At 70.2% G+C, this 14,475-nt stretch carries 11 protein-coding genes and 1 pseudogene; 9 read left to right on the forward strand and 3 right to left on the reverse strand.

Going from position 1 to position 14,475, the window contains the following annotated elements; translation table 11 throughout:
- Positions 1 to 1,106 precede the first annotated feature (1,106 nt).
- From E1165_RS02110 to E1165_RS02135, 6 genes and pseudogenes are all read left to right on the forward strand, one after another.
- On the forward strand, positions 1,107 to 2,405 hold the full coding sequence (locus E1165_RS02110; protein ID WP_132387115.1) for an RICIN domain-containing protein: 1,299 nt from the start codon (positions 1,107 to 1,109) through the stop codon (positions 2,403 to 2,405).
- A gap of 168 nt (positions 2,406 to 2,573) precedes the next feature.
- Positions 2,574 to 3,412: pseudogene (locus tag E1165_RS02115) on the forward strand (MerR family DNA-binding transcriptional regulator).
- A 195-nt stretch (positions 3,413 to 3,607) separates the two neighbouring features.
- Positions 3,608 to 4,225: a response regulator transcription factor gene (locus E1165_RS02120; protein ID WP_165945116.1), complete on the forward strand. Its 618-nt coding sequence runs from the start codon at positions 3,608 to 3,610 to the stop codon at positions 4,223 to 4,225.
- Positions 4,226 to 4,250: 25 nt separating this feature from the next.
- A complete protein-coding gene (locus E1165_RS02125; protein WP_165945117.1) occupies positions 4,251 to 4,955 on the forward strand; it encodes a 1-acyl-sn-glycerol-3-phosphate acyltransferase in 705 nt (234 codons plus the stop codon).
- Positions 4,948 to 5,661 carry a hypothetical protein gene (locus tag E1165_RS02130; protein WP_132387121.1) on the forward strand — a complete coding sequence of 238 codons (714 nt, stop codon included), beginning with the start codon at positions 4,948 to 4,950 and terminating at the stop codon, positions 5,659 to 5,661. The genes E1165_RS02125 and E1165_RS02130 overlap by 8 nt, the downstream gene beginning before the upstream one ends.
- The gene (locus E1165_RS02135; RefSeq protein ID WP_132387123.1) at positions 5,639 to 8,149 is read left to right on the forward strand and encodes an ATP-binding protein; all 2,511 of its coding nucleotides are present in this window, start codon (positions 5,639 to 5,641) and stop codon (positions 8,147 to 8,149) included. Before E1165_RS02130 ends, E1165_RS02135 begins: the two co-directional genes overlap by 23 nt.
- Before the next feature lie 607 nt (positions 8,150 to 8,756).
- Here E1165_RS02135 and E1165_RS02140 read toward each other — a convergent pair.
- Positions 8,757 to 9,191 (reverse strand): PAS domain-containing protein, encoded by a 435-nt coding sequence (locus tag E1165_RS02140; protein WP_132387125.1) that lies wholly within the window; start codon positions 9,189 to 9,191, stop codon positions 8,757 to 8,759.
- Between the two features lie 147 nt (positions 9,192 to 9,338).
- On the opposite strand from E1165_RS02140, the gene E1165_RS02145 reads away from it, so the two are divergent.
- Together E1165_RS02145 and E1165_RS02150 are read left to right on the forward strand one after the other, a co-directional pair.
- Positions 9,339 to 10,205, forward strand: a complete 867-nt coding sequence (locus E1165_RS02145; protein WP_165945118.1) for an MEDS domain-containing protein — start codon at positions 9,339 to 9,341, stop codon at positions 10,203 to 10,205.
- A gap of 4 nt (positions 10,206 to 10,209) precedes the next feature.
- Positions 10,210 to 11,145, forward strand: coding sequence for a sensor histidine kinase (locus tag E1165_RS02150; protein ID WP_132387129.1), 936 nt, complete (start codon positions 10,210 to 10,212; stop codon positions 11,143 to 11,145).
- 223 nt (positions 11,146 to 11,368) lie between these two features.
- Here the strand turns inward: E1165_RS02150 and E1165_RS02155 are convergent, their stop codons facing one another.
- Together E1165_RS02155 and E1165_RS02160 are read right to left on the reverse strand one after the other, a co-directional pair.
- Positions 11,369 to 12,748, reverse strand: coding sequence for an NAD(P)/FAD-dependent oxidoreductase (locus E1165_RS02155; RefSeq protein ID WP_132387131.1), 1,380 nt, complete (start codon positions 12,746 to 12,748; stop codon positions 11,369 to 11,371).
- A gap of 584 nt (positions 12,749 to 13,332) precedes the next feature.
- The gene (locus E1165_RS02160; RefSeq protein ID WP_132387133.1) at positions 13,333 to 13,938 is read right to left on the reverse strand and encodes a YdeI family protein; all 606 of its coding nucleotides are present in this window, start codon (positions 13,936 to 13,938) and stop codon (positions 13,333 to 13,335) included.
- A 205-nt stretch (positions 13,939 to 14,143) separates the two neighbouring features.
- On the opposite strand from E1165_RS02160, the gene E1165_RS30590 reads away from it, so the two are divergent.
- Positions 14,144 to 14,470, forward strand: coding sequence for a helix-turn-helix domain-containing protein (locus E1165_RS30590; RefSeq protein ID WP_371687289.1), 327 nt, complete (start codon positions 14,144 to 14,146; stop codon positions 14,468 to 14,470).
- Positions 14,471 to 14,475 lie beyond the last annotated feature (5 nt).

Raw genomic sequence — 14,475 nt, forward strand, 5'->3', positions numbered from 1 at the left:
GATGTGTATAAGAGACAGGGGCCGATCGGTGGGTAAAACGTTTACCGTGTCAGGACAAGTAACCACAGCGATCCATCACTGTCAATGACTCGCCATCCACCCCGAACACCGCGCCTGGCGCCTGGTCGGGCGTGAGGACGATGCCCTGCAGCCCAACCGATCCCCACAAACGCTTTAACCCCAGATCCCGCAGGACAGTGAGGGCTCACCGGGTAACGGCCGGTGACGTTCGGTGAAGGTGTCCGTCAGGTGGCGCGCCGGCGCCTGGACGCGCAGGACGACCAGGGCAACCGCGGCGATCCGGCAGATGCTCCAGGGCGAGGATCCAACGGCCAGCGTCCGGAGCGGCGAGGGCCCGCACCGTCCCACCGTGGTTGTCATACAGGTGGGCTCCCGGTCGACCGGCCGAGCGCGTTGCCGACGGCCAGCTTCCGACCTCGGCCATCGCCGGGCCCTGAGCTGCCGACCTGCCTGCTTGGCCAGGCGTTCTGGCTCGGGGTCGACGCCGGAAGGGCTCTCCCGCGGTCCCGGCACCACCAGATGAACCCATTGACAATCGTCGTTTGACACTTTGCTTGTCGTGGATAGACTATGTGACACGTCTCGGCCTGCGGGAGCCGGCTGAGGAGCAGGCACGGCGACCCGACGCCGGTGCCGGGCTGCGCGACGAAGACGGCAATTCGTCGCGTTTGCAGCTCGCATGTGGTGTGGCCCAGGCGGCGGAACTGGCGCGGTTGATGCCGCGGCGCGCCCGTCGCATGCCCGCCCCTCTTGTGAAGACTCACCGACGTCGCTGAACACGACCGCTCGCGGGCACCGCTACCGCGCGGAAGTCCGCAGGTCACCTGCATGTACTACACAAACCAACGCTAGGAGTGCAGACGCATGTCGCGGAATCCTTCCCGGTGGAGGCGTCGCGTCTCGCCGCTCGCTGCTGCGACCGCACCAGTCCCGGGGCGTGTGCGGGCTTCCGGGCCGACGGCAGTGGAGCCGGATGACCCCACCTCGGCCGCGTCCTGACCCCGCAGCCGACTGATCCACCCCTTGGGCGGCCGGGAGCGGCAGCCCTGACAGCCACTCGTAAACCCCTCGAACAAGGAGTCAGCATGTCGATGCAACGACGCACCTTCCTGAGTTTGGGCGCAGTCGCAGCGGTGGGCGCGGGCACCTCTCTTCTCGGTGCCGGGCAAGCGTTCGCGGCCCCCGCGCCGACCACGCCGTTCGCCGTGGGCGTGCGCCGGTACGACTGGACGCGCGGGAGCCGGCGGCTGACCACCTACGTGTACTACCCGGCCACCGGCACTCCCGGCGGCAGTCCCGTCACCAACGCCCCCGTCGCCAACGGGGTCTTCCCCGTCTACAACTTCACTCACGGCTACGGCAGCAGCCCGCAGAACTCCCTGTTCTTCATCCGGCCGCTGGTCGCGGCGGGCTTCGTCGTCCCCGCCCCGCACTTCCAACACAACTTCAACGACGTCAACAACGGCAACACCTCCCGCGACGTCTCGGAAGTCATCACCCAGACCCTCGCCCTCGACTCGAGCGGACCACTCGCCGGGCACATCGACACGAGCATCGGCGTCGGCGTGTCGGGACACTCCCTGGGTGGCATGACCACCCACGGCCTGCTGACCTCCTGGCCAGACAGCCGGATCATCTCCGCCAACCCCCAGTCGTGCGTGGACATGGGCACCCCCGCCAGCTCCGTCCGAGCCAAAGTCCTGTTCATCCACGGCGACCGGGACACGACCACGCAATACTCCTCGGCCCGGCAGGCGTACTCGGAGATGCCCGCGCCCAAGGCGTTCCTCACCTTCGTCGGGGGAAGCCACACCAGCTTCTGGAGCGACAACCGGTTCCCCAACACCGCCGTCGACTGGGCTCGATGGACCATGTACGGCGACACCTCCGCACGCGACCGCCTCCCCTCCGACGCGGCCGGCTCCAACACCAGATGGGGAGCCGACCTGGGCGGTTCACCCGGCGGCCCGGGCCACTACCGCCTGGTTGCCCAGCACAGCGGCAAGCTGGCCGACATCGACGCGCGATCGACCACGGCCGGGGCCACACTCATCCAGTGGGCGGCCACCGGCGCGACAAACCAGCAATTCGAGTTCGTCGACACCGGCGACGGCTACTACCGGATCAAGGCGCGGCACAGCGGCCTGGCCCTCCAGTCCATGGGCAACTCCACCGGCGCCGCCATCACCCAGCAGCCCGAAAGCAACGCCACGAGCCAGCAGTGGCGGGTCCAGAACCAAAGCGACGGCACGGTGAGCCTGATCAACCGCGCCAGCGGCCTGGCCATGGACGTATGGGAACGCTCAACCGCAGACGGAGCCCGCATCGCCCAGTGGACATACAACGGCAGCACCAACCAACGCTTCGCACGCCAACTCGTCTGACCACACCGGTGGGGGCGGCCGAGCGTGGCCGCCCAGGCCGCCGCGCGGATCGCGAAGGCCGTCAAGGCTAAGGCCCCGCCCGACGCGGCCCGTTCTTGACCTTGGCCTACGGTAAGCCCCAGCCTGGTGCGTGCCGGTCGCTGTGACCGGCACGAGGAGGATGTCGACGTGGGGCTGCTGACCATCGGGGCGTTCGCCAAGGCGGCGAGCCTGACGCCGAAAGCGTTGCGCCTGTACGACCAGGTCGGGCTCCTGCAGCCGGCCGTGGTCGATCCCGAGTCCGGATATCGAATCTCAATCTTGCCGTCCGCTACGCCGCCGGCTGCGACACCGGCACCGTACGCGACAGCAACGAGGACACCGCGTACGCCAGCGATCGCTTGCTGGCCGTCGCCGACGGCATGCGGGGACCCGGCGGCGCAGCAGCCAGCGCGGCTGCCGTCGACGCCCTCAAGCCGTTGGAACTTGCCGACGTACCGGCCGCCGACCTGCTGACGATGCTGGCCGGTGCGGTCACCGACGCCGACCGCACCGTGCGTGGGCTGGCGAGCGACGATCACCAGCCGGTCACCACGCTGACCGCGCTGCTGCGCAGCGGCTCCCCACTAGCCCTGGTGCACATCGGTGACACTCGGGCATACCTGCTGCGCGGCGGTGAACTGTTCCTGCTCACCCAGGACCATACCTGGGTGCAGACCCAGGTGGATCAAGGCAAGCTCGACCGGGACCAGGCTGCAGCGCATCCCGAGCGCGCTTTGCTGGTGCGCGCCCTCGGCGGCGGGCACCAGGTAGAGGCCGACCTTGCGCTACGCACCGCCCTGCCCGGTGACCGGTACCTGCTGTGCTCCGACGGGTTGTCCGCCGTCGTCGACCGGGCCGCCCTGCAGTCGGCGCTGAGTGCAGCAACCGATCCGGAGCACACCGTGCAGCACCTGATCGGTCTGGCTCAGGACGAAGGGGCGCCGGACAACATCGCCTGCGTCATCGCCGATATCCGCGTGGTGTAGACCCCACAGTCCTGGGTGCTGCCTGCGCCACAGCATCCTGCGCAGGGAGCACCCGCACGTCTCTGGGCGTTGATCCAGCCGTTGCCGACCACGATGCCACTGGCGTCGCCCACGGAAACGGGTTTTTCTACCCTGGCGGTCCACGTCGTGCCCGGGATGAAATAGCGGTCGTCCGGCAGGATGGAGGATGGCCAGATGATCACAATTGGCATTGTCGAGGACGACCCGGGTTACCAGATCGGCCTCAAGGCGATTGTCGGCACGCAGGCCGACTTCCAGTTGGTAACGGCGGCGCGGTCTGTCGAGGAATTCACGGCACAGCGGGCGTCCGACCTGGACGTCGTGGTCCTCGACCTCGGCCTCCGCGGGGGCGGGCTGGAGGGCGCGGATGCCGTACGCGAGGTGGTGGCCGCAAGGCTCAGGGTTCTGGTCGTCTCGATGGTGAGCCAGGAGGTACCGGTCATCGAGGCCATCGGCGCTGGTGCGCACGGCTATCTCACCAAGGAGTCCGAGCCCGACGAGATCGTACGGGCAGTGCGTACCGTCGCCGGTGGCGGAACCCATATCTCGCCTACGGTCGCCGGATATCTGTTGCGCGACAGGAGCCGGTTGACCGATCGGGAGATCGAGGTGTTGGCGCTGCTCGCCGACGGCGAACGAGCCGCGGACATCGCTCGCCAGCTCTTCATTTCGGAGAGCACGGTCAACGGCCACCTGGAGAACATCCGCAACAAGTCCGGCTACCGAAACAAGGCGGACCTCACCCGGCTGGCCTTCGAAAAGGGGATCCTGCCGCGCCGACGCCGCCGGTAGCCGCGCCACGATGAGGAGAGTCGTCATGCGTACGGGATTCTTCAGGCTGTGCTGCCTTCTCGCGTCGGTACTGCTGCGCCTCCTGGCGAACGTCGAACTGCCGGACGTGGATGTCCGGAACAGGCGTGGCAGGGGGGTCCTCATCGTCGCGAACCATCGGAGCGTCGTCGACATCCTGGTGGGCCTCACCCTCTTCGGGCGCTGGCGAGTCACGCCCCGGATGCTGGTCAAGGCGGGCTACTTCGCGGTGCCCGGAGTCGGATTGCTCCTGAAGTCGATGGGAGCGATTCCGGCGAGCCGGGACACCGCCCGCGAGGCCATGCGCGCCGCGTCGCGAACGTTGGCCGAGGGCGGAAGCGTCGCGCTCGCACCCGAAGGTCGGATCCCCAGCGCCACGGACCGCACGGAGGGCGTCGGCGAGCTACGCACCGGCGTGGGACGGCTCGCCTCCGAGTTCGGCACCCCGATCGTCGCCATCGGTATCGCGAACACGGACGAGGTGTGGCCACTGGGTGTCCGCCGGCCGAGGGTCAGGGTGCGCCGAGCATCCCGACCTACGGTGCGGGTCGCGGCCGCCCGGTTCGACGTGGACGCGGGAGCTGACCTCGCCCTGGTGATGACCCGCCTGCGTGCGGTGCTGTCGCAGGTTGTCCATCGGGCCGAGACGCCGCCGGCGGCGGCCGACCGGCAGCCCGCCGGCCAACGAGCCGACGGGAGCCGTCATGGCTAGGTACCTCCTGGTGCACGGGTGCGGCCGAAGCGGTCGCGGCCCTGGCGACGACGAAACGGCGCTGCGTACGATCAACGTGGGTCTGCGCGGGGCCGGGTCAACCACGATTCCGCCGGGTGACTTCGCCGGGGTGCGCGTGGCCGACGTGTTCACCGCGCCGTCGCAAGCACGCTGGGCGCAGGCGTTGCCGTACCAGGTCCTCCGACAGGCGTACCACTTCGTCACCGACGCGTCGCGGCGCGTTCGGGCGACCGAGGCGGTGGCCGGCGCGATCACCCGGGACACCCGGATCCTGATCGCGCACTCGTTGGGCTCGGTCGCCGCGTACGACGCCCTGTGCCTGCTGCCGCGGCACCACGTCACCCACTTCCTGACGCTCGGCTCGCCGCTGGCGATGCCGCACCTCGTGCGTGGCCGCGTGACCGCCTTCACCGCGTTCGGCAGGTACGCGTGGCCCCGATCCCTCGCCCGGTGGATCAACTTCTTCGACGCTCGGGATCCGATCGCACGGTGGGCTCTACGCCGGCGTTTCGGCGACGGGACCCGGATCGAGGACCGCCGGATCCGGCTCGTCGTGGGCGGCCCGCACCGGCTGTTGGCCTACCTCGCCTCCCAGGAGGTGATCTCCTCGCTGGCCGAGGCATCGCGCTCGACCCAGACCGCGACCACCTCAGGGGGGCACAATGACGTCCGCACACCTGGCTGACCTTCGTCTCGTCCGGATCGCTCGGGGGTTGTGGAACGCCGCCGCGAACCTCCTCCGCAAGCATCTGCCCGCACACCTGGAGAGGATCGGCCTGCGGGACCCCGCAGGTGACGAACTCCACCAGCGGTTCGCGGTGCGTAGTGCCGACTGGGTGGTGGTCGCCTGCTTCGTGCATCGGATCGTGGCAACGCCGCTCGTGCTGATCGGTGGGCTGTCGACGATCGGTCCGACGGCCGACCGGTACGGCCCGGTCGTGGTCGGCCTGATGGTGTGGAACGTGTTCCTCACGGTCGGGGTGCTCCGGCAGCGGATTCGGCCGTTCCTGGCCGGTCGGGCCTTCGCGGTCGTCGACCTCGCCCTGGCCGCCGGGGTCAACCTGTGGGGGGCCGCCGTCCTGCCGCAGGGCGAACTTCTCCACCCCTACAAGGACGTCTACTGGATCTACGCGATGGGCACGGTGGCCGGCTGGACCGCCCTCAAGGGCGTCCGGGCCGGACTGTGGCTGGCCGCGGCCGGCGGGATCCTCCTGCTGGGCATGGTGGGCCTCAATGGGGCGAGCCTCTCCGGAGCAGGGTGGGGCCATCTCCTGTCCCGGTTCGGTTGGCTCCTGTCCGCGGTGCCGTTGCCGCTCATCGTGCTGCGGCTCGGCAGACAGGGTGCCGGGCTGGGCAATACCGAGGGCCGCCGGGCGGGTCGCGCGTTGGAGCGCATCCGCGCCCTCCGGACGATGCACGACACGGTGCTACAGACCCTGGCGCAGATCGCGCAACGAGCGGTCGCCGTCGACCTGCCGGCCGGCGAGCGGGCCCGACACATCCACCGGCTCGCCGCCGAGCAACTCGCGGGCCTCGATCGCGCTATCCGCGCCGACGACCGGGACCGTACGGGGCTCGTCGACGGGCTCCAGGGTCTCGTGCGGCGGTTCGGCGAGGGGAATCTCCGGGTGGACCTGCTCGCCGACGAGCTTGCCGCCGACCCGCCCCCGGCTGTCACGGCCGGACTGCTGGCGGCGGTTCAGGAGGCGCTGACGAACGTCCGCAAGCACGCCCGGACCGACCGCGCGATCGTGCGTGCGGCGACCACGGGCCGGGGGTACGAGGTGGTGATCCGCGACTACGGTCGGGGCTTCGACCCGGAGGCGCACCGCTCGGGCGTCGGCATCTCCGAGTCGGTCTACAGACGGATGGCGGAGATCGGGGGCAGGGCGTCGATCTGGTCCGAGCCCGACCGTGGAACCCGGGTGCGGCTGGCGGTCGACTTCGGGGCGGCGAGCCGGGCCCGTCGTTTCGGTATCGCACCCCACGCGGCCATCACCCTCGGTCCCACGACGTCGACCAGCGTGGACGCGCTGACGAACCAGGCGTTGGCCTGGTTCATCGTCGCGGCTCTCGCGTACCGGGTGGCGCTCAGCCCGCTCCAGGTCGGTACCCTGTTCGCGAACCTGGACCCTCGGCGCGCCTGGCTGTTCTTCGCCGCGATCGTCGGCGTCTTCGCGTTCGACCTCGCGCTGCTCATTGTGCTCCTGATGGGGCGGTTCGGCAGGCTGTTCCGGTCGCGTGCCCTCCTCGTCGTCGACGTCGGCCTGACCGCGGGGCTCAACATCTGGTCGGCATTCCTGCTGCCGGCCGGAACCTTGCTCGCGCCCGGGCATGAGGTGCTGTGGGGGTACATGCTCGGCGCGGTCGCGTTCTGGACCGGGCTACGTGGAGTCCGCACCGGACTCGCCGTCGTCGTAGGTGGAATCCCGCTTCAACTCGCCATGGCCGCGGCCAACCAGACCGCGCTCAGCCCGGGGTTGTGGCCACAACTGGTGGCCCGGCAGGGGTGGTTGGCCGCCACCGTCGTGATCGCCTGGCTGTTGACCCGGCTCGCCCGACGCGGCGCCCAACGGGCCGTCGACGAGGGCATCAAGACCGGCCTCGCGATCGAACGCACCTGGGCACTACGCGATCTCTACGCCGAGGTGGCCCGGTCGCTGACCGCGATCACCGCGAGGACCTGCCAACCCGTCACGCACGAGGATCTGATGGACATCCGCGGTACGGCGCTGGACCAGGTCAACCGGTTGCGTGAGGTCATCGACCAGGAGCGCGGCGGCGGCCCGAGGTTTCGGCTCGCCGCGGAACTGAGCCGGCTGGCCGGTACCTTCCGAAGCCACGGCCTGCGGGTCGAGCTGGTGACCTCTCAGCTGACCTCCGACCCGCCACCCGAGGTGAGGGAGGCGATCGTCGCGGCGGTGGCGGAGGCACTGCGCGGGGTCGCTGGGCACGCCGCGGTGGCGCACGCGGTGGTGCGGGCCAGTAACGCCGACGACGGTTTCGAGATCAGTGTCCGTGACCATGGCCTCGGCTCGCCGGCTCAAATGCAGGCGAGCGGAGCGCTGATCAACGATCGGTTGGCAACGGTCGGTGGGCTGGCGGAGATCCGCTGCGAGCGGGGCAACGGCACCCGGATCCGGCTTCGTTGGCGGCCCTCCGGAATGCCCTGATCCGGTGGCCGGGGCGAGCGTATTGTCCCGCGCCCCGGCCATCGGGTCGCCGGTCAGATGGCGAGGACGTGCAGCAGCCACGCGGTGGCGGCGAACCCGCCGCCGACGAAGACCACGAACAGGACGCACATCCGCAGCGTCCGGCCCGTGCTCTCACTGCCCTCCCGCACCGTCCTCATTGTTTCGACAATTGCCCGGGAAACGAGGTTCACATCCCACCCCTTCATCGACTGGTGTCTCTCAGGATGGCAAAGCGGTCGGCCGGGACGGCAGATCGAGATTGCGGGTATTGGACCCGGTAGAACGTTCCGCGTACTTCACTCCGCTTCTGTGCGACCTCCTTGTCAGACCCGGAGCGGGGCTGGTCGGCGAAAGGGTGGGTTGCGGCAGGTCGACTGTGTCGAAGGTGGGTGCTCCGAGGTGCGCAGCGAGGCACCAGCCAGGCTGCTGGGTGTGTCAGTACGTGCTCGGCACCGCGGTCGGCGCGGCCGCGGAAGCCGCCTGGCGGGCCAGGATGCGCCGCTCCGGCGCGGACGCGAGACCATCCTGGACGGCCTGGCCGCGCAGCTCGATTGAGCAGCGCTCGAGTCAGCGGTATGGCGTGTGCTCACCGTGTTGCTGCTGGGGCAATTGCTGTTCGCGCCAGGGCAGTACAGGCCGGCGTTCGTCGCGGGTGGCTGGTTTCGCGCGGGCACCAGTACCGCTCGGCGAACCACCACCGGCGACGGCGGGACACTCGATGTCGTACTTCTGCACCGACCATCGTGTCCGTCTTGCGTCCCTGTAGCACCCGCTGCGGCGAAGCGCGCAGGCTCGCCACCCCGGTCGCGGCCGGGTCGTCAGGGTTGACTGGGAAGACCTCGAAGATGCCCCGACCAAGAATCTCGTCGTGCACCGTCGTGGTGGCGCGCAGGTAGGCGTCGCTGGCGGCCGCGATCCGCATCCCCGGATCGAGCACCAGGCACAGCCCGGGCGCGGACTCGAACAGCGCCCGGAAGTCGACCGCGGCCGGATCGTGCCGGCGCCCGCCGCGTCCGGACACCGTCGACCTTCGGGCGGCCCACAACGCCCGGCCGCCCGAAGAGTGTCGGCAGCCTGCGGCGGGATGGTGTGAACGCACGATGTTGGCGTCGTAGCGTGCACAATGGGAACGACGACACGCGAGGTGATCTAGGCGAGGGTGCGGACGGTGGAGCGGCTCCAACTCGGTGATCACGTCTGCGCCCTCGTCGACGGTGTCGATGGCGGGCTCGAGGTGATCGCGCAAACCGTCGCGGCCGGCCTTGCCGCCGGCGACCGGGTGATGGTGTTCACGGAGTTGGTGCCGCCGGTGCAGGTGCTGGCCGGTCTGGAGGCCCGCGACGTCCTCCCCGGCCGCGAGGGTCGGGCCGGGCAGGTGCAGGTGTTGTCGGCTCGGGAGGCGTACCTGCCGGCGGGCCGATTTGAGCCGGCCCGTCTCATGGCATCGCTGCTGGGTTACGTCGAGCGGGCGACGCTTGACGGCTATCCGGGATTGCGCCTGGTCGGTGACATGGCTTGGGCGCTGAGCGGTCCGCCCGGTGTCGACCAGTTGGCGGGCTACGAGGCGCAGGTCAACCACCTCTACATGGATGGAAGGGCGCTCGGTGTCTGCGTCTACGACCGGCGTGCCTTCGACGGTGACCTGCTGCAGCGGATCTCGTACGCGCACCCCGCGACATGCGCGACGGCGGTGGGGACTGGCTGGGCCCCGCTGCTGCGTATCCGCCGTACCGGCGATCCGTACGGGCTGCGGCTCATCGGTGAGGCGGACCTCAGCAGCGGCCAAGCGGTGGCCGCGGCGGTCGAGGCGCTGGTGGACCAGCAACCCGACCCGGCCGCGCCCATCCACATCGATCTGGCGGACCTGCGGTTCGCCGATGCGGCGACCGCCGCGCTGCTGACGCGGCTCGCGCTACGCGCGCCTGCCGGCGTGCACCTGTTCGGATGCCACGGCCCGGTGGCAAGGGTCCTGGACTGCCTGGGAGTCACCAGGCTGCCGGCGGTACGCTTGACCGCGCCGCCGGGACGGAGCTGATCGCATGAGTACGACGACCGCGGAACCGTTCACCCATCCGGCGCTGCTGTACCGCGACGACGACGAATACCTGGCCGGTACCGTGCCATTCATCCGCGAGGGCCTGGCCGTCGGGGAACCGGTCGCGGTGGCCGTGCCCGCCGGCAACCTTGCACTGATCCGGGATGCTCTCGGCGCGGACGCCGAGCGGGTCCTGCTGCGCGACATGATGGTGGCCGGCCGCAATCCGGGCCGGATCATCCCCACCGTTCTGCTGGCCTTCGCCAACGCCCACCCGGGGCGGCGGGTGCGGTTGATCGGTGAGCCGATCTGGGCGGGTCGCAGCGCCACCGAATATCCGGCATGCGCCCAGCACGAGGCGCTGATCAACGCCGCGTTCGCCGGCCGGCCGGCCACGATCCTGTGCCCCTACAACACCCGGTTGCTCGACCCGGCGTGGATCGAGGACGCCTACAAGACCCACCCCGTCATGGTCGACGCCGACGGTGGCTTCGACAGCGTCCACTACGACGAGCCCGCCGTGGTCGCCGCGGCCTTCAACCTGCCGCTGCCCGACCCGCCACCGCATGCCGCCACTCTCACGATCGACGTGTTCGCCCTACCGGCCGTGCGGCGTATGGCGGCCGAGTACGCCGAGCGGGCCGGTCTGCCAGCAGAGCGGATCGCCGACCTGGTCCTGGCCGTGAACGAGCTGACGACCAACACCGTCCGGCACGGCGGCGGAACCGGGAAACTCGCGCTCTGGGCCGACGATGACCAGGTGGTCTGCCAGCTCGCGGACAAGGGGTGCCTCAGCGATCCCCTCGCGGGACGCATCCCCGTGCCGGCCGACGCGCTCGGCGGCGGCCGAGGCCTGCTGCTGGTCAACCAGCTGTGCGATCTCGTCCGGGTCTACACGACCTCGGCCGGCACCACCATCCGCGCCTACCTGCACCGCTGAATGGACGACGGTACGCAACGGCAGGGACCGGTCTCCGATCATGCTGCGCCGATGCGACGTTCGGGACCGTGGTGGTGCATCCACCACGGCTGCCACACCGCCTGAGGCGGTGGCCGGAAGGCGACGCCCAACCGTGACCGCGTGCTCTAAGCGTTCTCACCAGACGGCATAGCCCATGCGGGTGGGCGGCTGTCCTCCGGCCGCCCACCCGCGGTGCCCCGACTCAGCGGGTAGCCAGCTCCTTGACCCGCGCGGCGGGCTCTACGTGGACGGGGTGCGGCGTGGTACGCCGGCCGGACCAGAGCACCCGGGCGACGATCCCCGGCGCGAAGAGCCCCGGCGGTGGCGTCATCAGGTTGGCGACGCTCAGGAAGCGCCGCCCCACGACCGGGTGCCGTGCCGCGGCGACGTGCAGCCGGGTGACGTACCCATTGAGAAAGCGGGTCCGGCGGCTGCGGGGCCCGACGACCGTCGGGTGGCGCAGATCGGCGCCGACGGCCATGTCCCACGGCACGTCGACCACCTTCGCGGCGCCGGCGAAGAAGCGGCGGGGCAGTTCGCGCCGGCCCTGCCGGAGGCAGTCGCGCAGCACCACCGCCTCCGCCGCGGCCACCGTCATGCCCTGCCCGTACGCCGGGTTGAAGCTGCACAGCGCGTCGGCGACGGCGATGAAGCCCTCCGGCAGGCGGGTGAGGTGCTCGTAGCGGCGGCGCACGCTGGTGGGCAGCCGCATCCGCTTGGGCGGGCCGAGCGGCTCCGCCCGGCTCAGCAACGCGTGCAGCTCCGGGGCGGGCAGCCGCGCGGTGAAGGCGAGGTAGCCCTCGGGGTCGGTGGGCGGGGCCTGGTCCGGGCCGACGCCGAGCAGTGTGACCATCCACCGGTCGCCCTCCGCCGAGATGGCCACCCCACCGTGCGGGGCGTCCGGCGAGGGGCTGCTGATGAAGGCGGCGAAGTCGGCCTCGCCCGCCGTGCGGCGGTAGTCGCGGGAGACGTACACCGTGCGCGGATCCACCCGGTCCTCGACGGGCGGCTGGTAGCCGAGCTCGGCGAGCCAGGTGGGGCCGCGGTTGCCCCGGCCGGTCGCGTCCACCACCAGGTCGGCGTCGTGGCGTTCCTCCCGGCCGCCCCGGGGCAGGACCCGCGCGCCGACGATCGCGCCGCCGTCGGCGAGCAGCCCCAACGCCTCGCACCTGTCCCGGATCTCCACGTTGGGCAGTGCCCGGACCCGGTCCCGGACGTACGCCTCCAGGGCGCGCCGGCTGACGCAGAGCCCCTCCAGTCCAGAGGCGGCCCGGGGAATCCGGTGCCCGTCGTTGACCCAGATGCAGTCCCGCTGGACGTCGATGGCAACCGCCCCCTGGGTGGTCAGGTCGACGGTCAGGCCGGGGAAGAACTCCTCCAGGATCTGACGGCCCCGGGCTAGCAGCCCGTGCGAGTGCCCGCTCTGCGGCACAGCCTTGCGGTCGACGGCCTCCGCCGGCAGCTCGTCCCGGTCGAAGACGGTCACCTTCGCGTACGACTCGCTCAGCACCCGCGCGGCGAGCAGGCCGCCGATGCTGCCGCCGAGGATGATCGCCTGCCCGGTCTGATTGGTGGTGGCCACGACTGACTCCGTTTCACTGAATGGATGTCTACAGTGAGCGACAAGGCGTGGCCATGGGCAAAGCGAATTGGTGGACGGCTAGCTGACAGTTGAGCTCCCGTCGGCGGCTCCGCCACTTCCCGATCTGCGGAGCGACCGACTTCCGGTCGCCACAATCCCTGTTCAAGGCGTATCTGTCAGCTCTGTCGATTGGTGTCGTGAGCGATATCTCAGTCGTCTACCTGTCATTGTTTGCCGGCTCTCGGCTCACCGAAAGGATGACGGGGCGAGCCAACCGGTCAGGCACCACGGAAGGAGTGGAAGGCGACGACCGGCGGAGCGACGGCCCGTCTGCGGCCCCGTACGTTCCCCGGAACGTCACCGTCCGGAGGAACGCCGGCGGTTCCGCGCTCAGCCCGGATCGACGAGATCGTGCCGCCCCGTTATGGACCCGTACAACCTGAACGTTCCCCTCCCCCGCGTTTCCTGACCGACACCAACGTCGCCACCCACTCACTGATCGCGCCGCGGACTGAGTGGGCCCGTCAACGAACGGCCCTGTCTCACGGCGACAGATCAGTGCTGCTTGATCATGAAGACGCGGATTACGGCGAGTTCGGAGGCTTGGCCTTCTGCGGGTAGATCGTCTCGTGGCGGGCCAGCATGGCGACGAACTCGCCGATCTTCCGCTCGCGGGTCTGCGCCCGTTTGACGGCATTGACGCGGTGGATGAGGGCGAACCGGTTGGTCTTGGTGAGTACGTCGAACATGGCCTGGGCGGCGGGGTCGGCGGCGATGGCGGCAAGGAGGTCGGCCGGTACCTCGGCTTCCGACGACGGGGCGTAGGCCGCCGCCCACCGCCCGTCCGCCTTCGCGGCTTCCACCGCGGCGCGGCCTGGGGGCAGCATTCGCCCCTGCGCCTCCAGCCGGGCCACGTGGGCGACGTTGCGTTGTGACCAGGAACTACGGGGTCTACGAGGAGTGAACCGGATCCAGGAGCTCTCCTGATCCCGTTTACGCGCCTGCCCGTCGATCCAGCCGAAACACAGGGCCTCGTCGACCGCCTGCTGCCAGGTCAAGGTGGTGACTGTGCCACCCTTCCTGGTCAGGGCCAGCCAGACACCGGGCGACGTGGCGTGGTTGGCCGACAACCACACGCGCAGCGCGTCGGCGTCCGCGACGATCAACTCATCCAGTTCGACGCTCGCCATGACGGGCAGGCTAACCGATGCGACGTGGCCGCGGCCTCTGCCTGTCAGCCAACCCGAGTCGCCGGGCTGCCGGCGTGCCGGCAGCCCGGCGACTCGGGGCAGGACCTAGACGCTCAGAACGCCCATCAACGCGCAACGTTGTGTCGCATTCTGGCGTGGGCTGCCCGGCACGACCCACGGAAGCGGACCACGGCGAATCGCGGAGATCCTCGACGCAACCCTGCCCCCCACTCGCCGAACGGGGTACGGGCGACTCACGATCGAGGGCGTCGCCGAGCGCGCCGGCGTGAAGAAGGCCACCTACCGCTGGTGGCCGTCCAAAGCCGCACTGCTCGGCGCGGCTCTGAAGCGCCGCGACGCGGGGCATCCGGGAGTGCTGCGCACCTTCGAGGAGAACCGGGCGGGCGCCCGCGACGACGTACCCGAAACTGCGCCAGGGACGCGGCAGCCCGTCCCCGTACCGGCCGCGCCACCCATGGTGGTCAACCGCAGCGCCGAGGTGTCGATGCCGTGGTCACCGAAGAGCAGGTAAGGCAT

The sequence above is a fragment of the Micromonospora sp. KC723 genome (genome assembly GCF_004348595.1).
In the GTDB taxonomy this organism is placed as follows: domain Bacteria; phylum Actinomycetota; class Actinomycetes; order Mycobacteriales; family Micromonosporaceae; genus Micromonospora.

What these genes read in the sequence shown, in the direction of transcription:
- E1165_RS02135 (WP_132387123.1), top strand. Translation starts at nt 5,639, where the DNA reads ATGACGTCCGCACACCTGGCTGACCTTCGTCTCGTCCGGATCGCTCGG.
- E1165_RS02160 (WP_132387133.1), bottom strand. Translation starts at nt 13,938, where the DNA reads ATGGCGAGCGTCGAACTGGATGAGTTGATCGTCGCGGACGCCGACGCG.
- E1165_RS02130 (WP_132387121.1), top strand. Translation starts at nt 4,948, where the DNA reads ATGGCTAGGTACCTCCTGGTGCACGGGTGCGGCCGAAGCGGTCGCGGC.
- E1165_RS02110 (WP_132387115.1), top strand. Translation starts at nt 1,107, where the DNA reads ATGTCGATGCAACGACGCACCTTCCTGAGTTTGGGCGCAGTCGCAGCG.
- E1165_RS02150 (WP_132387129.1), top strand. Translation starts at nt 10,210, where the DNA reads ATGAGTACGACGACCGCGGAACCGTTCACCCATCCGGCGCTGCTGTAC.
- E1165_RS02120 (WP_165945116.1), top strand. Translation starts at nt 3,608, where the DNA reads ATGATCACAATTGGCATTGTCGAGGACGACCCGGGTTACCAGATCGGC.
- E1165_RS02125 (WP_165945117.1), top strand. Translation starts at nt 4,251, where the DNA reads ATGCGTACGGGATTCTTCAGGCTGTGCTGCCTTCTCGCGTCGGTACTG.